Here is a 19,386-nt window from a genome sequence, read left to right on the forward strand (position 1 = left end):
CTGTCGGGATCAGCCTTCGATGAAGTCGATGCCTTCGTAGTCGTGATCTTGGACCTCTTGTACCTGGAGGAACCCGATCGGGTCCCCGTTCTCGTCGAAGTCGATGGGGCCGCTGACGCCCTGGTAGTTGACGTCGTCCGGGCCGCCGCCGTCCGCGAGGATCTCGCTTGCGGCCTCGAATGAGGTCACCTCTTCGCCGTCGGGACCGGAGACGCGTCGCACGGTCTCTTGAAGCGCCTCTCCGGTAAACTCGTCGGCCGCCTGGATCGCGAGCGCGGCGTTGACGACGCAGTCGTAGGCGTACGCCGCCCAGGACGTCGGCTGCCGGTCGTACTCGTCCTCGAAGGCGGACGCGAACGACTGGAAGTTCTCCTCTTCGACCGGCGCGGACGGCACGACGATCTTCATGCCGTCCATGCTCCCCTCGGGAGTGTTCTCCAGCACGTCGTCGCCGGAGACGGAGTCGGCGCCGTAGAACTGCGCCTCGTACCCCGAGGAGAACACCTCGTTGACCATGGTGGCGAACTCCGCCTGGTAGGTGATGAACAGCCACGCCTCCGCGTCGGAGCTGTTCATCTCCGAGATGACGCCGGAGTACGACTGCTGGTCTTGGTCGTGTGAGTTCTCGTACGCGAGCTCGCCCTCCCACGCGTCGACGAACGCGTCGGCGAGGCTCTGTCCGTAGTCGTTGTTCACGTAGGTGAGCGCAACCTCGTCGTAGCCGTCCTCGGCGATGAGGTCCGCGAGCGCGTTCGCCTGGCTGAGCCCCGACGGCGACATCCGGAGCAGGCCCGGGAAGTTCGTGAGCTCGAGCCCCGTGGAGTTCTGACTGAGCTGGACGACGTCAGTGCCCTCGACGACGCTCTCGTAGATGGCCAGCGAGACGCCGGAGCCGACCGCGCCGATGAGGAACGGGACGCCGTCCTGATTGACGAGCTTCTGTGCGGCGGCGATGCCGCCCTGGTTCTCGCTCTCGGAGTCCTCGACGAGGATGTCGAGTTCTCGCCCGCCGATACCGACGTCGTTCACGTGCCGTAAGGCGAGGTTGACGCCGCGCTGGTTCCGCTCGCCGAACGACGACAGCGAGCCGGTCTGTGAGTCGACCATCCCGATCTCGTAGGGGTCGGTAGAGTCGCCGCCGTCGTCGCCGTCTCCCCCGTCGCTGCCGTCGGTGCCGTCGCCGCCGTCTCCCCCGTCGCCGCCGTCGTCGGTCGTGCTGAGACAGCCTGACAGGGCGACGAGCCCCGCACCGCCGGTCAGTTTCAGCAGCGTCCGTCGGTCCGCCGCATCCGTGGTATCTCGTGACATATTATTACGATAGTTCCGAACACATCAGGGTATCTTAACCCCGGCCCGTCCATGGTCGGTTCGGCGGTCGCGGTTCGAGGAGTCCGTGCGAACCGGGGACTATTTGTCCGACAAAAATCCGTGAAATAATTGGTCGGGTGCGGATATATACCGATCCCGCCTCGAACTACTCGTATGATCCCGCCCATCGCGAGCAACTTCGTCGCCGGAGAGACTCCGGAGGCGGCGCTCGCGCACGTCGAGGCGCTCAACGGCCGCGGTGTGGCCGGCATCCTGAACCTCCTCGGGGAACACTACGAGGAGCGACCGCCCGCCGACGCCGACGCCGACGCGTACGTCGACCTCGTCGAGGCGATCGCGGAGCAGGGCGTCGACGCCTGCGTCTCCGTAAAATCGAGCCAGATCGGCCTCGACATCGGCGACGACGTCTTCGAGGAGAACCTCGCGCGCATCGTCGAGGCGGCCAACGCCCCCGCGGCGACCGGCCCGGACGGGACGGGCACCTTCGTCTGGATTGACATGGAGGACCACGAGACCACGGACGTGACGCTTGACGCGTTCGAGCGCCACGCGGTCGAGACCGACGGCAACGTCGGCGTCTGCGTGCAGGCGAACTTAAAGCGGACCCGAGACGACCTCGAACGGCTCGCCGACCTCCCCGGCAAGGTCCGGCTCGTCAAGGGCGCGTACGACGAGCCGCCGGAGATATCGTACAAGGAGAAGGCCCGCGTCGACGAGTCGTACCGCGACTGCCTCGCGTACATGTTCGAGGCGTTCGACGACGGCGTCGCGGTCGGGAGCCACGACCCCGCCATGATCGACTACGCGAGGGAGCTGTACGCCGAGCACGGCACGCCCTACGAGGTCCAGATGCTGACCGGCGTCCGCGAGTCGGCGCAGTTCGAGCTCGCGGCCGACGAGGACGTGATGGTGTACCAGTACATCCCATACGGCTCCAAGTGGTTCTCGTACTTCTACCGGCGGATCAGAGAGCGCAAGTCGAACGCGCTGTTCGCGCTGCGGGCGATCGTCGGGAACTGAACGAACTGGGTCAGGAACCGACGATCGGGCGTTACGATTTATCACTCAGAGCGTGGTGTTGCGGTCAGCTGTTTATGAGTGATTGACGGACCGACGACGGACACCTCCAGAGCCCCAGCCGCCCGCTTATAAATGGCAGACTGGCAATCGGCGGCGATCACCTCCAAAGCCCCAGTCGCTCACTTATAAATAGCCACTAGCAGATCAGCAGAGAACAGTTCCAAAGCCCCAGTCGCTCACTTATAAATAGCCACTAGCAGATCAGCAGAGAACAGTTCCAAAGCCCCAGTCGCTCACTTATAAATAGCCACTAGCAGATCAGCAGAGAACAGTTCCAAAGCCCCAGTCGCGAGGAGGGCGCACGCTCGCTGCGATCCTCAGTCGCTCGCTTCGCTCGCTCCTTGCGGTTCTTACGTCGCCTGCGCCCTCCTCGCGACTGCCCCTTTGAGAGTCCCGCCCGACCGCGACCGCACAGCGCCTCACGCCTCCCCAGCCTCGCCGCTCGCTCCCTCCGGTCGCTCGCGGCGTCCCTCGCGCGTGCTCCTCACGCCCTTTCGGGCGCTCGGAGGCACGCGCCACCGCCTTCATTTATAAACACTCGTCGCCACCAGTTGCGGGTATTTAAATGTCGTATCGCAACCAACGCTCTGTAACCCTCCCTCCGCCGTCGAAACCGCCGATCACGGGTCCAGCAGCTTCGCCTCCGCCTTCCGGAGGTGTTCGAGCAGCGTCGTCTTCGAGACGTCCAAGTCGTCGGCGAGCTCGCGCGTCGACGCCTCCCGGGGCCACTCGTAGTAGCCCGTCTCGCGGGCGTGTTCGAACACCTTCCGCTGGGTCGTCGTCAGCGTGTCGAGCCGCTGTTCGCGGGGGGTCCGCCCCCCGTGGCCCGACGACGACATCGACTCAACGGATACCTCCGCGCCGGCCGCCTCCTGGACCGCGTCGAGCGACTCCCGGATATCCGTCCGCTCGCCGACGAAACACACCTGCCACTCCTCTCGCCCGGCCTCGATCCTGACCGGCGCGCTGTGGACGAACCCGTGCTCCAGCAGCGTCGGGCACACCATGTCGGCCGGGTCGTACTCTAAGAAGAACTCGCGGACGACGTTGCCCGGGGCGTCCCGCGCGCGCCCGAACCGCTCTTGTAGCTCCAAGAGGTTCCCCGCGCGGTCGGACTCGCGGATTGCGTCGAGCAGCGCCTCGACTTCGGCGTTCGTGTCTCCAAACGCCGTGAACAGACCGTTCACCGTGTTCGGCGCGTCGCTCTCGGCCCTCGGTGAGTTGTATATCGCGTGTGCTAACACGCCGCCGTCGGTCCTGCCCGTCGCCTCGATCGCCCAGCAGTTCGGATGCCACAGATCGAGCGTGAGCCTGGTTCCGGCCCACTCTCCCGCCCCGTCCGCGTCGGTTGTCGCCATTGTTCAGCTTATCCTGGTACCGCATGACAAAGACCCTGCCGACCATGGTAGGGTGGGTTATTTGGACGTGCCGACTGGAAGCTTCAATCATGGCGCAGCCCTACCAGCACTACATCGACGGCGAATGGGTCGACGGCGACGGCTCCGAGACGTTCGAGAGCGAGAACCCCGCGACTGGGGAGTCGTTAGGAGAGTTCCGACACGGGACGCCCGACGACGTCGACCGCGCGGTCGACGCCGCGGACGCGGCGTTCGAGGAGTGGCGCGAGCTCTCCCGGGTACAGCGCGCCGAGTACCTCTGGGACGTGTACCACGAGCTCCGCGACCGCACCGACGAGCTCGGCGAGATCGTCACCAAGGAGTGCGGGAAGGAGATCAGCGAGGGGAAAGCCGACGTGGTCGAGGCCGCACACATGGTCGAGTGGGCCGCGGGCGACGCCCGCCACCCGTCGGGCGACATCGTCCCCTCGGAGATCCCCTCGAAGGACGCGTACATGCGCCGGAAGCCGCGCGGCGTCACCGGCTGCATCACGCCGTGGAACTTCCCGGTCGCGATCCCCTACTGGCACATGGCCATCGCGCTGGTCGAGGGGAACACCGTGGTGTTCAAGCCGGCGGAGCAGACGCCGTGGTGCGCGCAGATCATCGCGGAGATGTTCGACGACGCGGGTATCCCCGACGGCGTGTTCAACATGGTCCAGGGGTTCGGCGACGCGGGCAACGCGATCGTCGAGAACGACGACGTCGAGACGGTCATCTTCACGGGCTCGGCCGAGGTCGGTCACCTGATTCAGGATAAGCTCGGCGGCGTCGCCGGCAAGCGCGCCGCCTGCGAGATGGGCGGCAAGAACGCGATTGTCGTCACCGAGGAGGCGGACCTCGACACTGCGGTCCACTCCGCGGTGATGTCCTCCTTCAAGACCACCGGCCAGCGCTGCGTCTCCTCCGAGCGCCTGATCGTCCACACCGACGTGTACGACGAGTTCAAGGAGCGGTTCGTCGAGGTCGCGGAGTCGGTCGCGGTCGGCGACCCCCTCGACGAGGACACCTTCATGGGGCCGCTCATCGAGGAGGAACACCGGGAGAAGGTCACCCGGAACAACGAGGAGGCCCGCGAGGAGGGCGTGAACGTGCTCGTCGACCGGACCGAACTCGACGACGAGGAGATCCCGGACGGCCACGAGGACGGCTACTGGGTCGGTCCGTTCGTCTACGAGGCGGACCCCGACGCCGACCTGCGCTGTACCCAAGAGGAGGTGTTCGGCCCCCACGTCGCCCTGCTCGAGTACGACGGCGACATCGAGCGCGCCGTGGAGATCCAGAACGACACCGACTACGGCCTCGCCGGCGCGATCATCTCCGAGGACTACCGGCAGATAAACTACTATCGCGACCGCGCCGAGCTGGGGCTGGCGTACGGGAACCTCCCGTGTATCGGCGCCGAGGTCCAGCTCCCCTTCGGCGGCGTAAAGAAGTCCGGCAACGGCTACCCCTCGGCCCGCGAGGCGATCGAGGCCGTCACCGACCGCACCGCGTGGACCCTGAACAACTCGAAGGAGATCCAGATGGCGCAGGGGCTCTCGGCGGACATCAAGACGAAAGACGACTGACCGGTCCGGCCTGACGCCCCGACCCGGGCGTCCGATCTCTCACTCGGTCACGTCTCGAACCGCTTCGACCAGCTCTGCCGGCGTTTCCGCCGCTTCAAGCGCGCCGCGGGCCGCGAGCCGCTCCCGTGGCCGCCCGACTGGCTGCGGCTCGGATACCGTCTCAATCAGGTCGGCCTCCCGCAGGAGCCGCTTTATCCGCGTGAACGTCGAGGGGCTCCCGAGCCCCGCGTCCTCGCAGGCCCGCCGGAGGGTGCGGTCGAGGACGCCCTCTCGGGCGCCGACCGCGTAGGCGCGGACCCGGGCCCCCTCCGGGTCGGGACCGGCGGCCGTCGGTGAATCCCCGTCGACCTCGGCGTCGAGCGCGCGAAGCACGGCGGCGGCGATCGACTCGTCGCACCGCGCCGCGAACCCTTCGTACACGCGCCGCCGGCTGGGTGTCCGGAGCCGGTGGGATTCGGCCGCCGCGAACTCGGCGACGTACCGCTCGCGGAGCGAGGCGTCGTCGCCGACGCGGTGCCACCTTCCCTTGGCCGCCTCCTCAGCCGCCTCCACGCCCCCCTCGTCGGTCTCGCTCCCGATCAGCGCGAACCCGGTCTCGGCGCCAGCGAGCACCGGGTTCGGCTGCGGCACGTCGAGGACGCGGAGGTCGACCGTGTCGGCGTCGAGCAGCGCCGCGAGCCGACTCGCCGAGCGGAACCCCGCGGTCGACGCCGCGACCGCGGCCTCGCCCGCGAACAGCTTCAGCGGCGGGAGATCGAGGCTATCGGGACCGCTCTCTTCGCCCGCTTCTCCCGCCAACTCCGCGACGCTCGGGGCGACGAGCGAGGGAGCGATCTCGCAGTACGCCTCGACGACCGCGCGAAGCAGTCGCGGCCCGGGATCGACGAGGATCGGGTCCGAGAGTACCCCGAGCGGGAGCGGCTCAGAGGTCGAGGGCAGCGCAGGGCCGGTCACCATCGAGCGATCCTACGGACGCGACGGATTAAGGCTGCTGGCACCGGGAGGCGCGCGAGGCGCGGGACACCGCCGGACCGCCGGATCGCCGGACTCGCCGGATCGCCGGACTCGCCGGATCGCCGGACTCGCCGGATCGCCGGACTCGCCGGACCGCCGGATCGCCGAACTCTCGGATCGCGGCGTGCCGGCTCGCACGCCTTTTTCATCCCGCGGGCGGAACCGTCTCGCGTGCCACCGCTGGACCTGTCGATCGGGCTCGGAACCTCCGGGCTCGACGACCCCGAGACCTGTACCGACACCGTCGCCGCGGCGCTAGACGCCGGCTACCGCCACGTCGACACCGCGCAGATGTACGACAACGAGGCCGCGGTCGGCGCGGGGATCGCCGAGAGCGACGTCGACCGCGACGACGTGGTCGTCGCCACGAAGGTCCACCCCGAGAACCTCGCGCCCGAAGACGTGCGCGAGACGGCCCGCGAGAGCCTCGACCGGCTCGGGCTCGACCGCGTCGACCTCCTCTACGTCCACTGGCCGATCCGGGCCTACGACGCCGAGGCGACGCTGCCCGCGTTCGACGACCTCCGCGACGCCGGCGTGACGGACCACGTCGGCGTCTCGAACTTCACCCCCGACCTGCTGCGCGAGGCCTGCGAGATCCTCGACGCGCCGATCGCGGCCCACCAGGTCGAGTGTCACCCGCGGTTTCAGCAGCCCGAGCTCCGCTCCCTCGCCGAGGAGTTCGACCACCGCCTCGTGGGCTACTCCCCGCTCGGCCGCGGCGAGATCCTCGACGACCCGGCGATCGCCGAGATAGCCGAGCGCAACGACTGCTCGCCAGCGGTGGTCGCGCTCGCGTGGGCGGTCGACCGCGGGATCGTGCCGATCCCGAAGGCGCGCGCCGACCACGTACGAGAGAACTTGGCCGCGGTCGACGTCGACCTGCCCGACGCCCACCTAGAGGAAGTCGACGCGCTCGACCCCGGAGACCGGCAGATCGATCCCGACGACGCGGCGTGGAACCGGTAACGCGTCGGCCTCGCCGAGCCCGCGGTATCGGACCGCGTCGACCTCGTCGAACTGGCCTTACCCTCAGACCGCGTCGAGCCGCGCCCGCAGCTCGGCGTCCGCGCGCTCGACTAGGGCGTCGAGCGGCTCGTCGAGGTACGTCGCCCACTGGTCGATGAACCCCGAGCGTCCGAGCGTCCTGACGACCTCGTACACCGGGCACCGGCGCTCGAACCCCGCCGGGAGGCCGCCGGCGCGCTCGCGGTAGCCCGCTCGCAGGGCCGCGGCGAACCGCTCCGGCCCGGTCGAGTCGAAGCCGTTGAGCAGCTGGTCCTCAGCGCGGACGAGGTCTCGGGCGGGGTCGCCGACGTGCGACAGCTCCCAGTCGATCGCCGCCACGGCGTCGCCGTCGACGAAGAGGTTGGGCTTCGCGACGTCGCCGTGGAGCAGCGCGGCCGGCGCCTCGTCGAGCAGCGCTCGGTTCGCGCGAACGCAGTCGACGACCGCGTCGTAGTGGTCCGCGAGCCGCTCCGAGGTCCCGATCTCTCGGGTCCGCTCGACCGTCGCGAGCAGTACGTCCGTCCACGACGCGAACTCGATCGAGAGGCCGGGCAGTGCGTCGTTCTCGGCGATTGCCGTTCCTTCCGCGGTGGTCGCTGTTCCTTTTGCGGCGGTCGCTGTTTCCCCCGCTGCGGTCCCGATCTCGATGCCAGTGCCGACGATCTCGCCGTGGCCCGCGAACCGGTCGGTGTGGAGCGCGGCGAGCGCGGCGCCGACCCGGCGGATCAGTCGCTCGCGCTCCCGGTCGCTCGCGGCCTCGTAGACGTCCAACAGCTCTCGGCCCGGCGCCGGCGCCGTCGCGAGGTACGCCGGGTCGCCGTCGGGCTCGGCCGCCAACACCTCGGGGACCGGGAGCGGGCCGTACGCGCCCACGTACCGGAGCACGGCGCACTCCCGGGCGAGCCGGCCGCTCTCATCGGCGAGGGCGACTTTGAGGAACGCCCGCTCCCCGTCGGCGAAGACGACCCCGACCGTCTCGTTGGCGCCGTTCCAGGAGGGACCGACCCCCGTCACCCGGTCCACGGTCCGATCCGGAAACGCGGCGGCGAGCGCCCGCTCGATCAGCTCCGATTGGGCGCCGTCCATGCGAGTCCCTCCGGTCCGAGGGGTGATAATATTTCGTCGACGTCGCGGCCGAGTCACGAGAAACCAAGGCACACGCGTCTCAGTACCATATCGCAGCAATCACCGACATCCTCATACGTGTTGGAGAATCAGAAAGATCCTGTGAAAGACGGGTCAGCCGGCGGACGTATCGGGTTCGAGGTCGACGGGAGGACGCTCACCGTTCACGACGCGATCGAGGGTGAACGGATGCAACTCCACGTCGACCGCGAGCCGGATCTCTCGCCGGCGTTGCTGGAGCTTTTCCCATTCCCAGTCGATCGGGCTGTCAGTTTCGAGGCGGCGTCGATGTCGGTCGCGGAGTACTCGACTGTAAACGTCCGCGACAGCGACGGAGAATTCATTGAGCGCCCCGGTGAGGCGACGGAGTTCCCCCGTGCCGACTACTGTATCGAGGTCAACGGGGTAACGAAGGTGTATATTCGGGTGACGGACGTCGAAATCGCTGTGAATGAGGTTCGAAGCTCCGGGCCTTTCGAGTTCGTGTTTGACCGCCCGCGTACGGTGACGGTCGGCGCTCGCTCGTTTCACACGCGTCCCGAGGCGACGATCACGGTCCCCGACGATCCGGCCGCCCTCGCGGAGGCGGTGTCGGTACTCGGCTCGTCGATCAGGGAGTTCTCGCCGGAACGATCGTGGCCGACTCTCCGCGGGTACCCGCCCCGGATCGAGCGCGGCGACACTCTCGAGATTCCGACTCCGCTCGTCACGCCGGACACCGGTGTCGAAGTGATCGTCCGACCGACGTACGCCGATGTGTACCGTCTCTCGACGCTCTCGTACTATCTCGGCGCTCGGGTTCAGATCGGCGACGCTCCGGCGATCCGGTTCGATAATGGCTACGAAGAACGGCTCCCGACCGAGGGACGAGCGCTCGAATGCCGCGTTGAACAGCTTCTCCGGAGCTGGTTTTTCCTCGACACGCTCGCGCGGATCGAGGGGTACACGCCGTCGAATCGCTACGAGTACGAGGCGGTCGGACCTGATCTCCCGTTTTACCCACCAAACCTCGCGGACCTGCCGATGAGCGAGCGGCTGATAGAGTATCTAGAGGTCGATCCCGAGACCGTCGTACCACACGCCCCTGCGTGGCCGACAAAAGCCACCTTGCGTCCCACGCCCGCGGCCGCGGAACTGCTCCCACATCTCGCGCGAGTCCTCGCTCCAATTCGCATCCGCGGTACTTCCGACTCGGCACGGTCGGACGCGCCTGTCGGCTTAGCGATCTCAGGCGGAGTAGACGCCGGTTCGGATCCGGATCCGGACCCTGAAACGGAGCTGATACCCGCCGGAGCGTCCGTTTTGACACCAGCGGCCTACGAAAACCGACTGCGGCGCGGGATCTCCGAGCGCGGAGACGTGACTGTCGCCTTCCTCTGTGACGGGAAAGAGCGCGCACGGAATATTAGAGAAACGCTGATCGATCCAGAAGTCCCCGACGGAATCGGGTCGTGGACCGTGTATGCCGACCCGAATAGTGATGCGGTCGCTAATACCCTATCCGACCCCGAACTCGATCTCGTTTTTTCCGAATTCCCGATGCGGAATAGCGTCGTTGAGGCCGCTGGAGACTCCGTCGATATCACGGCCGGAAACGCCGGTTCAGATCTACACGCCCCAGCTATGTCCGTGTTCGAAGGGACCAAAGATGTCAGCGCTGCCGTCGACGCGATCGACCGGGGTAGCCTGAGCGGGGCGGTGTTCGAAAATCCCCTCGAACCGCACCACATTCGGACGTTTGTCGGACTACTCTCCGCGGGATGTCCGGTCGTCGTCGCAGCGCGACTAACGTCCGACTCAAGCGATCTATCGGCACGATTCGTTGGTGACCCGGGCAGCGTCGTTGCGCTCGATAGAGGACTTCCGACGCAGGTGTACTCGTTTCATCCTACCGCACCGGACTCGTTCCGAGTTCGGTTCTGGTCGTTTCTCTCGACAGAGGCACTACTTGGGACGGACTATCGAGTGGTCACCGAATTCCTCGATTCAACGCCGTTTTTGGCCGGAACTAAGCGTGACATCGGATATACAGACACATCCGAGATTTTTGAGTTACACAATAAGAAAGGGCCCGTGCTTCGCCTGTTCGGCGACATCGTTCTCCAAAACGACGATCTCACCGCAGAGCATATCGAGTCGGCGGCCCGACTAGCCCTTTCCGACGACGAACCCCCAAAGTCCGATTCCACAGAGGTAGTCAATCAGGATGCCGAGTCCGAACGCCATGACTGATCGGTTCTAGTTCGCGGAGCCCTTCGATCTATCGTGTCCACTGTCTATCGATTTCCACTCTGCCGACATATTTTATTCCCGGACGACGAACCGCCGCGTATGCCCCAGATACACCTCGACGAGGAGACGGTCGAGCGGCTGGACGCGCTTCGGGTCGACGACGAGGAGTACGACGAGATCGTCAGCGAACTCATCAGCATCTACGAGGCGGAGGAGCTGACGCTGTTCCGCGGCAGCGACGTGGAGTGACGTCGGTCGGGCGAACGCTCGGTGCCGCTGTCGCCGCGAGCCGACTCTACTCTTGGTACGCGACGCGGACCTGCTCCCACTTGCCGACCTCCTCTAAGTGCGCCTGTAGCTCGTCGGCGTACTCCTGAGTCAGCCGCTCGGCGGCCTCGAGTTCCTCGTCCGAGGGGCCGTCCGAGCCCCCGCCGAGCCCGAGCGCGCCCTTGATCGAGTCGACGAGGCCGCCACCGCCCGATCCCCCGGCGTCGCCGCCGGGGGCGCCGCCCATCCCCGCCATCTGCGACCGGAGGTTCTCCAGTTCGGGCATGATCGCGGGGAGGCTCGACGTGTCCGCGACGACGCGCGCCGCCTCGGGGTCATCGGCGTTTTCGATCTCCAGTTCCGTGGCCGTCATGATCAGTCCCCACTCCTGGCTGGAGAAGCGCGACGCCGCGACGCGCTCGTTGAACTGGTTGTCGACGGTCATGCGCTCGCCGACGATGGCGTCGGTCCACTCGCTCATACGCCTCCGTTCGCCGGACGCGGTAAAAAGTCCGTCCCCCTGCGGCGAGCCGCGAATTCGAGCGGGGTCCCGAACTCACCGGCGTCGCAGGTCGTCGAAGGCGTCGCCCGCGAGCCCCGGCCCCGCCGGAACGGCGATCCGCCCGTCGTCGATCGGACAAGGGTCGGGCGCCAGGTCCTCGTCGAGCAGCGACCCGGTCGCGAGCCCGCACGGGGAGACGTCGGGGACCGCGGCCGCGACGTGGACCGCGGCCGTCCGCGCGATGACCGCGTCGATCGTGGTGGTGACAACGGGGTCGACGCCCGCCGACCGCGCCCGCAGCGCGGCCGCGAGCGCTCGATCGGGCCCGCCGAGCGCCATTGGTTTAAGAACGACCGCGTCGGCGCCCGCGTCCAGCACCGCGTCGATCCCGTGAGCGGCGACCGACTCGTCGGCCGCGATCGGGACCGACGCGGTGGGATCTGCCCGACCGCCGTCCTCGCGAAGCGACGCCAGCCCATCGAGGTCGTCGGCCGGGAGCGGCTGCTCGACGTACGCGAGGTCGAACGCGGCCAGCGCGTCGAGCGCGCGGCGCGCTGTCTCCCGGTCCCACGCGCCGTTCGCGTCGGCTCGGAGTGCGACCGCGTCGCCGACCGCCTCGCGGACCCCACGGACGCGCTCGACGTCGGCGTCGACGTCGCGGGCGCCGACCTTCAGCTTGAGGCAGTCGAACCCCGCCTCGACCGCCCGCCTCGCCTCGGCGGCGGTCGCCTCGGGGGAACCGTCCCCGACGGTCGCGTTGACCGGAACGGCGTCGGCGGGCGTCGCGTCGATGCCGGCCTCGTCCGCGAGCCGGTCCGAGAGTCGCTCACCGGCGTCGCGCGCCGCGGCGTCGGCGAGCGCGAGGGAGAGGCCGTGTCGCGCCGCCGGCGTCGACTCCGCGTCGAGCGCCGCTAGCGGCGGTTGGGATTCCGCTCGACCGTCGAGTCCGTCGAGCGCCGCCGCGCACGCCTCGCGCGACTCCGTCCATCCCGGCAGCGGGGTCGCCTCGCCGAGGCCGACCGAGCCGCCCGCTCCGTCCGCGCCGCCCGCCCCGCCCGCGCCGATCGCCCATTCCGCGCCGTCGCCCCGGCGCTCGACCGCGATCAGGAACCCCTCTCGGCGACGTATCTCCCCGGCGGCCGTTCCGAGCGGTCGGGTCAGGTCGAGCGCGAACGAGCGATGTCGCACTGCGCGGCGCGGGCCTCCGCCGCGGGGGTCGTCGTCGGTCACACCGCCAGCCCGACGGCGAACGCGACGGCGTACGCCGCGAGCAGTTTGCCGGTCGATTCGAGCGCGGGGTTGAGCGCCTCGCCGGACGTCTCCGTCAGCACCGTCCGCGCGACGGCCGCCGCCAGCGGGAGGGTGACGAGCGGGAGGAGCGCCCCGAGGCCGTCGCCGCGCGCGACGAACCAGAGCGGGGCTAGATACGCGACGGCGAGCATCGCGAGGTACTCGGCGCGGGCGAACCGGTAGCCGAACCGGACGGCGAGCGTGCGCTTGCCCGTCGAGGCGTCCTCCTCGCGGTCCCGGAGGTTGTTGACGACGAGGATGTTCGTCGAGAGCGCGGCGATCGGGAGGCTCGCGACGACCGCCGCGAGCGCGACGGTCCCGTCGGGGATCCCGAGCGGGAACCATCCGGAGAGCAGCGCGGCGGCCTGGACGTAGTACGTCCCGGTCACGGCGATCACGCCGAAGAAGACGAACACGAAGAGGTCGCCGAGCCCGTGGTAGCCGAGCGGGTACGGCCCGCCGGTGTAGGCGATCCCGGCCGCGACCGAGGCGAGCCCGATCACGAGGATCGGAACGCCGCCGACGGCGACGAGGTAGGTGCCGACGCCGATCGCGGCCGCGAACGTGAGCCACATCGCCCGCTTCACCTCCGCGGGTTCGATGAGGCCGCTGGCGACGACGCGGGTGAACCCCTCGCGGTCGTCGGTGTCGGCGCCCTGGATCGCGTCGTAGTAGTCGTTCGCGAAGTTCGTGCCGACCTGGATCAGCGCCGCGCCGACGAGCGCCGCGAGCGCGGGCAGCGGCGCGAACACGCCGTCTGCGAGCGCCAGCCCGACGCCGACGACCACCGGCGCGGCCGCGGCCGGGAGCGTCTGGGGCCGGGCGGCGATCACCCACGCCCGCCGGCGGGTCACCTCGGTACTCATTGCCGCCAGTTGGTGCGTGGCGTCCCTTAAGGTTGCCATCGCGGATCGTCGCCGACGACTCGCGGTTCCCGGTCGATCGGTCGGGAGACCGATCGCGGCGAACGATACCGAGTCGCGTACACCTATCCCCCGCGAACGTGACTACCCGCCATGGCCCGCGTTCCCTACGCCGAGGCGACGGACGTGCCGGACGAGTACGAGGACCTCCTGGAGTCGTCGCTCCAGGGGAAGCCGCTTCACGTGTACCAGTCGATCGGCAACAACCCCGAGGTGTTGGCGGGGCTCCGGTCGTTCCTTGGGTCGCTGTGGACCGACAGCGGCCTCACCGACCGGGAGCGCGAGCTCGTCATCCTGGCGGTCACGAGCGAGATCGGGAACCGCTACGAGTGGCACCAGCACGTCAACATCGCCCGGGGCGTCGGGATCGACGACGACGAGATCGCGGCGCTCGGGAGCGGGGACCTCGCGCCTTTCGGCGACGAGGAGACGGTCCTCGTCGAGTACGCGCTCGCGGTCGTCCGCGGCGAGGTCGACGCGGTCGCTCACGACGAGATCGCGGCGCTGTACGACGACGAGACGATTGTCGGCATCGCCGCCGCGGCCGAGGGGTACGACGCGCTCGGCGGGATGATCGACGCGTTCGACCTCGAACTGGAGTCCGGGACGGAGTTCCACGGCTGGGACCCGCGGTAGCGGGGCGTCGACCACCCGCCGACCCGCCCGGCGGACCGACAGGTTCGACAGGGATCGGGCCCTACCACGCGTATGACCGACACGGAGGCAACGTCGGCGAACGGTATCGAGGGGCAATACGAGGAGACCGGCGGCGAACGCCTGCTCACCTTCTCGCGGGACGGCCGCGAGGCGACCGTCGCACAGAACGCCGAGGGGTACGCCATGCTGAAGGTCCGGACCGGCCCCGACGGCGACGAGCTTGAGCGATACTACGGGTTCGACATGGCGCTCGACCACGCCGCTGAGCTACTCGGCGTCGAGGTCCCCGACCTCCCGGTCCCCGACGCCGCGGCCGACATGGGTATGTAACGGCCGAGACGGAAACCCAGCGGCCGAGCCGCCCGCTCGGACCCCGCAACCGGGGCATCTCCCACGGTCGACGGTGCGGCCGCCCACACAACCAGCAAGATAGTCCGGAAGCGGGAACGGGAGCCGAACTGATTCGCCGATGTGGGAGGCGGGGTCGACGAGGCGCGACGGGCCGGCAGGAGCGGTGACGCGACGATCGAGGCCCGTGCGAACCGCTCGCATTGGCGGAATTAAATAACTATGGGGCATCATAGTCGTAGTTGAATATTCTCCATAGCCATATCTCCTTATGAGTGGCACCGGTAGGCGGAGTCACGATGGAGCGAAGACAATTCCTGCGCGGTACCGGCGCGGCGATCGGCGGCTCGCTCGTCGCCGGCTGCGTCGGGGGCGGCGGCGGGGGCGAACTGGGGACGCTGACGGTCGACTACGCGTACTACAACCCGGTCAGTCTCGTGTTACGCGAGAAGGGTTGGGTCGAGGAGGCGTTCGCGGACACCGACACCGACGTGGAGTGGGTGTTGAGCCTCGGGAGCAACCAGGCGAACGAGTACGCCCAGAGCGGCGAGGCCGAGGTCTCTTCGACCGCCGGCATCGCGGCGCTGATGGCCCGCACAAACGGCGTGCCGATCACGACGCCGTACGTCTACTCGGAGCCGGAGTGGACCGCGCTCGTCACCTTCGAGGAGACCGGGATCGGGTCGGTCGAGGACCTCGAGGGGAGCCGCGTCGCCGCCACGCGCGGGACGGACCCGTACTTCTTCCTGCTACAGGCGCTCGACGACGCCGGGCTGAGCGAGGAGGACGTCGAGATCGTGAACCTCCAGCACCCCGAGGGGCAGTCCGCTCTGGTCCGCGGCGACGTCGACGCGTGGGCCGGCCTCGACCCCCACATGGCCGAGCTGGAGCTCGAACACGACGGGGCGGAGCTGTTCTTCCGCGAGCCGCGGTACAACACCTACGGCTTCCTGAACTTCCTCGACGGGTTCCTCGCCGACCACGCCGAGGACGCCCGCCGCGTGATCGAGGCGTACGAGCGCGGTCGCGACTGGGCCGTCGAGAACCCCGAGGCGACCGCGGGGATCCTCGCGGACGCCTCCGAGATGTCGGGGCCGGTCGCGGAGCGGGTGTTCACCCAACGGAACGACCTCTCCGGACCGATCCCGGGCGAGCCGCACCGCGAGCTGCTCTCCGACCTCTCGCCGATCCTCGAACGCGAGGGGCTCGTGACCGAGGACGCCGACCCCGGCGGCCACGTCGACGAGCTGATCGACGCCGAGTTCGCGAGCGAGGTCGTCTGAGATGGCGGCGGACACCCGCCGGGAGTCGGACGTCTCCCGGGAGTCCGACGCCGGCCGCGGGTCGGCGGCCGGCGGGGCGGCCCGCGGCGCGGAGTCGCGTGAGCTCGGCCCGCTCCCGCTCCCCGCCGCGAGCCGGTTCCGGCCGTTTCTCGGACTGCTCGTCCCCGTCGCCCTCGTCCTCGTGTGGCACGTCGCCGTCGCGACCGGCGTTTTCGCGGCCCACCAGCTTCCGGCGCCGCTGCGGGTCGCGGAGACGCTCTACGGGTTGGCCGCGTCGGGCGAGCTGTGGGGACACGTCGCGATCACGCTCCAGCGCGTGGTGCTGGGCGCGGGGCTCGGGATCGGCGTCGGGATCCTGTTCGGGACCGCGACCGGGCTCTCGCGGGCGGCGAGCGACCTGCTCGACCCGCTCCTCCAGAGTCTGAAGAACATCCCGTCGCTGGCGTGGGTGCCGCTGTTCCTCCTCTGGTTCGGCATCGGCGAGAGCGCGAAGGTGCTGCTCATCGCCGTCGGCGCGTTCTTCCCGGTGTACCTCAACCTCTCGACCGGCATCGCGGCGGTCGACGAGGAGCTCCTAGAAGTCGCCGAGGTGTACGACCTCGACCGCGCCGAGTCGCTGCGCCGGGTCGTGTTCCCGGCCGCGCTCCCGAGCCTGCTCGTCGGGATCCGCGGCGGCGTCGGGCTGGCGTGGATGTTCGTCGTCGCCGCCGAGCTGATCGCGGCGAGTCAGGGGATCGGGTTCCTGCTCAGCGACGGGCGGACCCTCGCGCGGCCCGACATCATCGTAGGGTCGATCCTGCTGTTCGCCTTCCTCGGCAACTGCTCGGACGTCGCGGTGAAGGAGGTGAAAAACCGTGTCGTCGGACGCTGACGCGGACGCCCCGTCGTCGGAGGCCGCCGCCGCATCTTCCGATCCCGTCCTCGCGGTCGACGGCCTCCGAAAGCGGTACGACGACACGGTCGCGCTCGACGGCGTCGACCTCGCGGTCGCGGACGGCGAGTTCGTCGCGGTCGTCGGCCCCTCGGGCTGCGGGAAGTCGACGCTGCTGCGCGTGCTCTCGGGCCTCGAAGCCGAGTTCGGCGGGCGCGTCGCGGTCGACGGGACGGATGTCCGCGACGGCGGCAGCGACGCCGTCGGCATGGTGTTCCAGGAGCCGCGGCTGCTGGACTGGGCCGACGTGCGTGAGAACGTCGCCGTCGGGCTCCCCGCCGACGTCGACCCAGACAGCCCGGGGGCCCGCGAGCGCGTCGACGACCTGATCGAGACGGTCGGGCTCGGCGGCTTCGCCGAGAGCCGCCCGGACGAGCTCTCCGGGGGGATGGCCCAGCGCGTGTCGCTCGCGCGCGGGCTGGCGTACGACCCCTCGGTGCTGCTGCTCGACGAGCCCTTCTCGGCGCTCGACCGGCTGACGAAGGCGGACCAGCAGGACCACCTGCTCAACGTGTGGGAGGCGCGCGGGACGACAATCGTCCTCGTCACCCACGACGTCGAGGAGGCCGTCTACCTCGCCGACCGCGTCGTCGTCCTCGGCGGCCAGCCCGGCACGGTGGAGTCGGTCGTCGACGTCGACATCGATCGTCCGCGCGAGCGGGCGGACGCCGAACTGGTCGCGCTCCGACGCGAGGTGACGGCCGCGCTCGGGCGGTAATGGCGTCCGCGCTCCGGCGGTAGTGACGTCTGCGATCTGTCGGTGCGGATGGCTGGCACGGGCCGCGCGCCGGCCGCAGTCCGAACGAAACGAACGTCGATCGAACTTATTAATCGAGTTCCGGATCGGAATACGCGCCGGATCATCGGTGTGTGTATAACCTCCTTAAGGTGTATATACACCGGCGCAGTCATGCGATATATCGTTCGCACCGCGCGTCGCCCCCGACTGCCGGTCCGCTCCGATTTTGCGATCGTCCAAACCGTTAAGTACTCGACCGACTTGTCGTAAACCGATGACAGACATCACGGAGGCTTCGTCGGACACCCCGGCGGATCGAGTTCTTCCAGGGCACGATAGCTTCTAACGTCGATATAGGTCCGGTACGGATCTTCGACACGACCCTGCGAGACGGAGAACAGTCACCACGTACGTCGTTCAGCTACGACGAGAAACGCCGCATAGCGGCGACGCTGGACGACATGAACACCCACGTCATCGAGGCGGGGTTCCCGGTCAACTCGGACGCGGAGTTCGAGGCCGTCAGCGACATCGCCGCCGCGACGGACACCACCGTCTGCGGGCTGGCGCGGGTCGTCGATGGCGACATCGAGGCCGCCATCGACTCCGGCGTCGAGATGGTCCACGTGTTCGTCTCCACCAGCGACGTGCAGCTGGAGGACTCGATGCACGCGACCCGCGAGGAGGCGAAGGGGCGCGCGGTCGACGCCGTCGAGCAGGTAAAAGACGCCGGCGTCGAGTGTATGTTCTCGCCGATGGACGCCACCCGGACGGACCCGGACTACCTAGTGGACATCGTCGAGGCCGTCTCCGAGGCCGGCACCGACTGGATCAACATCCCCGACACCTGCGGCGTCGGGATGCCGACCAGCTTCGGCGAGACGGTCAGCGCCGTCGTGGAGGCGACCGACGCCCGCGTCGACGTCCACACCCACGACGACTTCGGCATGGCCGCGGCGAACGCGATCATGGGCTTCGAGAACGGCGCGGAGCAGGCGCAGGTGTCGGTCAACGGCATCGGCGAGCGCGCCGGCAACGCCGCCTACGAGGAGGTCGTGATGGCCGTCGAGTCGGTGTACGGCGTCGACACCGGCATCGACACGACCCAGATCACCAAGCTGGCCCGGATCGTCGAGGAGGCCTCGGACATCCCGGTCCCGGCGAACAAGCCCGTTACCGGCCGGAACGCGTTCGCCCACGAGTCGGGCATCCACGCCGCCGGCGTCATCGAGAACAGCGACACGTTCGAGACCGGCGTGATGACCCCGGAGATGGTGGGCGCCGAGCGCGAGTTCGTGCTGGGCAAACACACCGGCACCCACAGCGTGCGCAAGCACCTGGTGGAGGCCGGCTTCGACCCGACGGACAGCGAGGTCCGGACGATCACCAAGCGGGTCAAGGAGTACGGCGCCGGCAAGCGGCAGGTGACCGCCGGCGACGTCGAGCGGTTCGCCGAGGAGGCGGACGTCACGCGCGAGGAGGAGGTCCGGGTCTGATGGCCCCCTCCCCGACCGGAGCGCCCCCCGAGCGACCGCGAGGCGGGTCGCGGGAGCGCACCGGGCGCCGTCCCGTTCCGGGCTCCCGACAGGAATTTATACCCCGGCCGCGTTGCTCAGGTCGAGATGCGACGGCACACCACGGCCGCGGCGCACGCGAGCGTTCCGGCAGCCGTCGCGCCGAGTATTGTAGG

The 19,386-nt window shown here is 68.8% G+C and carries 18 protein-coding genes; 11 read left to right on the forward strand and 7 right to left on the reverse strand.

Translation table 11 applies throughout. The features are described 5' to 3' along the window. Positions 1 to 9 precede the first annotated feature (9 nt). Positions 10 to 1,308, reverse strand: coding sequence for an ABC transporter substrate-binding protein (locus tag F3H13_RS08675; RefSeq protein WP_149798640.1), 1,299 nt, complete (start codon positions 1,306 to 1,308; stop codon positions 10 to 12). Positions 1,309 to 1,482: 174 nt separating this feature from the next. Between F3H13_RS08675 and F3H13_RS08680 the strand changes: the two genes are divergently transcribed. Beyond that, positions 1,483 to 2,349, forward strand: coding sequence for a proline dehydrogenase family protein (locus tag F3H13_RS08680; protein ID WP_149798641.1), 867 nt, complete (start codon positions 1,483 to 1,485; stop codon positions 2,347 to 2,349). Positions 2,350 to 3,029: 680 nt separating this feature from the next. Here the strand turns inward: F3H13_RS08680 and F3H13_RS08690 are convergent. Continuing rightward, the gene (locus tag F3H13_RS08690) at positions 3,030 to 3,767 is read right to left on the reverse strand and encodes a helix-turn-helix domain-containing protein (protein ID WP_149798642.1); all 738 of its coding nucleotides are present in this window, start codon (positions 3,765 to 3,767) and stop codon (positions 3,030 to 3,032) included. Positions 3,768 to 3,856: 89 nt separating this feature from the next. Between F3H13_RS08690 and F3H13_RS08695 the strand changes: the two genes are divergently transcribed. Beyond that, positions 3,857 to 5,377, forward strand: coding sequence for an aldehyde dehydrogenase family protein (locus F3H13_RS08695; RefSeq protein WP_149798643.1), 1,521 nt, complete (start codon positions 3,857 to 3,859; stop codon positions 5,375 to 5,377). Positions 5,378 to 5,416: 39 nt separating this feature from the next. Here F3H13_RS08695 and F3H13_RS08700 read toward each other — a convergent pair whose 3' ends face one another. Further along, positions 5,417 to 6,334, reverse strand: coding sequence for a transcriptional regulator TbsP domain-containing protein (locus F3H13_RS08700; RefSeq protein WP_149798644.1), 918 nt, complete (start codon positions 6,332 to 6,334; stop codon positions 5,417 to 5,419). Between the two features lie 228 nt (positions 6,335 to 6,562). Here F3H13_RS08700 and F3H13_RS08705 point away from each other — a divergent pair, with 228 nt between their 5' ends. Continuing rightward, complete coding sequence (locus F3H13_RS08705) at positions 6,563 to 7,360, forward strand: aldo/keto reductase (protein WP_149798645.1); 798 nt, start codon at positions 6,563 to 6,565, stop codon at positions 7,358 to 7,360. Between the two features lie 63 nt (positions 7,361 to 7,423). On the opposite strand, the gene F3H13_RS08710 is transcribed toward F3H13_RS08705, so the two are convergent. Then, positions 7,424 to 8,485, reverse strand: a complete 1,062-nt coding sequence (locus F3H13_RS08710; RefSeq protein WP_149798646.1) for a phosphotransferase family protein — start codon at positions 8,483 to 8,485, stop codon at positions 7,424 to 7,426. Positions 8,486 to 8,626: 141 nt separating this feature from the next. Here F3H13_RS08710 and F3H13_RS08715 point away from each other — a divergent pair, with 141 nt between their 5' ends. Then, positions 8,627 to 10,756 (forward strand): hypothetical protein, encoded by a 2,130-nt coding sequence (locus F3H13_RS08715; RefSeq protein WP_394349064.1) that lies wholly within the window; start codon positions 8,627 to 8,629, stop codon positions 10,754 to 10,756. A 99-nt stretch (positions 10,757 to 10,855) separates the two neighbouring features. Continuing rightward, a complete protein-coding gene (locus F3H13_RS16215; RefSeq protein WP_017342927.1) occupies positions 10,856 to 11,005 on the forward strand; it encodes a DUF7557 family protein in 150 nt (49 codons plus the stop codon). Positions 11,006 to 11,051: 46 nt separating this feature from the next. Here F3H13_RS16215 and F3H13_RS08720 read toward each other — a convergent pair whose 3' ends face one another. The 3 genes from F3H13_RS08720 to F3H13_RS08730 form a co-directional block, all read right to left on the reverse strand. After that, entirely contained in the window at positions 11,052 to 11,504 is a 453-nt protein-coding gene (locus F3H13_RS08720; protein ID WP_149798647.1) for a DUF5799 family protein, read from the reverse strand. A 75-nt stretch (positions 11,505 to 11,579) separates the two neighbouring features. Then, a complete protein-coding gene (locus F3H13_RS08725; RefSeq protein ID WP_149798648.1) occupies positions 11,580 to 12,755 on the reverse strand; it encodes a mandelate racemase/muconate lactonizing enzyme family protein in 1,176 nt (391 codons plus the stop codon). Continuing rightward, the gene (locus F3H13_RS08730) at positions 12,752 to 13,681 is read right to left on the reverse strand and encodes a 1,4-dihydroxy-2-naphthoate polyprenyltransferase (RefSeq protein WP_149798649.1); all 930 of its coding nucleotides are present in this window, start codon (positions 13,679 to 13,681) and stop codon (positions 12,752 to 12,754) included. Before F3H13_RS08730 ends, F3H13_RS08725 begins: the two co-directional genes overlap by 4 nt. Positions 13,682 to 13,831: 150 nt before the next feature. Here F3H13_RS08730 and F3H13_RS08735 point away from each other — a divergent pair, with 150 nt between their 5' ends. The 6 genes from F3H13_RS08735 (at position 13,832) to F3H13_RS08760 (ending at position 19,192) form a co-directional block, all read left to right on the forward strand. Continuing rightward, positions 13,832 to 14,374, forward strand: coding sequence for a carboxymuconolactone decarboxylase family protein (locus tag F3H13_RS08735; protein WP_149798650.1), 543 nt, complete (start codon positions 13,832 to 13,834; stop codon positions 14,372 to 14,374). Positions 14,375 to 14,446: 72 nt separating this feature from the next. After that, positions 14,447 to 14,725: a DUF7111 family protein gene (locus F3H13_RS08740; protein WP_149798651.1), complete on the forward strand. Its 279-nt coding sequence runs from the start codon at positions 14,447 to 14,449 to the stop codon at positions 14,723 to 14,725. A gap of 317 nt (positions 14,726 to 15,042) precedes the next feature. After that, the gene (locus F3H13_RS08745) at positions 15,043 to 16,026 is read left to right on the forward strand and encodes an aliphatic sulfonate ABC transporter substrate-binding protein (RefSeq protein ID WP_149798652.1); all 984 of its coding nucleotides are present in this window, start codon (positions 15,043 to 15,045) and stop codon (positions 16,024 to 16,026) included. Between the two features lies 1 nt (position 16,027). Continuing rightward, complete coding sequence (locus F3H13_RS08750) at positions 16,028 to 16,897, forward strand: ABC transporter permease (protein WP_149798653.1); 870 nt, start codon at positions 16,028 to 16,030, stop codon at positions 16,895 to 16,897. Further along, positions 16,881 to 17,675 (forward strand): ABC transporter ATP-binding protein, encoded by a 795-nt coding sequence (locus F3H13_RS08755; protein ID WP_149798654.1) that lies wholly within the window; start codon positions 16,881 to 16,883, stop codon positions 17,673 to 17,675. The genes F3H13_RS08750 and F3H13_RS08755 overlap by 17 nt, the downstream gene beginning before the upstream one ends. A 335-nt stretch (positions 17,676 to 18,010) precedes the next feature. Continuing rightward, on the forward strand, positions 18,011 to 19,192 hold the full coding sequence (locus F3H13_RS08760; RefSeq protein ID WP_449405062.1) for a LeuA family protein: 1,182 nt from the start codon (positions 18,011 to 18,013) through the stop codon (positions 19,190 to 19,192). Positions 19,193 to 19,386 lie beyond the last annotated feature (194 nt).

Origin of the sequence: Halorubrum xinjiangense, assembly GCF_900102375.1 — an archaeon.
GTDB classification, from domain to species: domain Archaea; phylum Halobacteriota; class Halobacteria; order Halobacteriales; family Haloferacaceae; genus Halorubrum; species Halorubrum xinjiangense.

Excerpts from the sequence above, each read along its gene's own strand:
- F3H13_RS08675 (WP_149798640.1), bottom strand. The coding sequence starts at position 1,308 with ATGTCACGAGATACCACGGATGCGGCGGACCGACGGACGCTGCTGAAA.
- F3H13_RS08680 (WP_149798641.1), top strand. The coding sequence starts at position 1,483 with ATGATCCCGCCCATCGCGAGCAACTTCGTCGCCGGAGAGACTCCGGAG.
- F3H13_RS08690 (WP_149798642.1), bottom strand. The coding sequence starts at position 3,767 with ATGGCGACAACCGACGCGGACGGGGCGGGAGAGTGGGCCGGAACCAGG.
- F3H13_RS08695 (WP_149798643.1), top strand. The coding sequence starts at position 3,857 with ATGGCGCAGCCCTACCAGCACTACATCGACGGCGAATGGGTCGACGGC.
- F3H13_RS08700 (WP_149798644.1), bottom strand. The coding sequence starts at position 6,334 with ATGGTGACCGGCCCTGCGCTGCCCTCGACCTCTGAGCCGCTCCCGCTC.
- F3H13_RS08710 (WP_149798646.1), bottom strand. The coding sequence starts at position 8,485 with ATGGACGGCGCCCAATCGGAGCTGATCGAGCGGGCGCTCGCCGCCGCG.
- F3H13_RS16215 (WP_017342927.1), top strand. The coding sequence starts at position 10,856 with ATGCCCCAGATACACCTCGACGAGGAGACGGTCGAGCGGCTGGACGCG.
- F3H13_RS08720 (WP_149798647.1), bottom strand. The coding sequence starts at position 11,504 with ATGAGCGAGTGGACCGACGCCATCGTCGGCGAGCGCATGACCGTCGAC.
- F3H13_RS08730 (WP_149798649.1), bottom strand. The coding sequence starts at position 13,681 with ATGAGTACCGAGGTGACCCGCCGGCGGGCGTGGGTGATCGCCGCCCGG.
- F3H13_RS08735 (WP_149798650.1), top strand. The coding sequence starts at position 13,832 with ATGGCCCGCGTTCCCTACGCCGAGGCGACGGACGTGCCGGACGAGTAC.
- F3H13_RS08740 (WP_149798651.1), top strand. The coding sequence starts at position 14,447 with ATGACCGACACGGAGGCAACGTCGGCGAACGGTATCGAGGGGCAATAC.
- F3H13_RS08745 (WP_149798652.1), top strand. The coding sequence starts at position 15,043 with ATGGAGCGAAGACAATTCCTGCGCGGTACCGGCGCGGCGATCGGCGGC.
- F3H13_RS08750 (WP_149798653.1), top strand. The coding sequence starts at position 16,028 with ATGGCGGCGGACACCCGCCGGGAGTCGGACGTCTCCCGGGAGTCCGAC.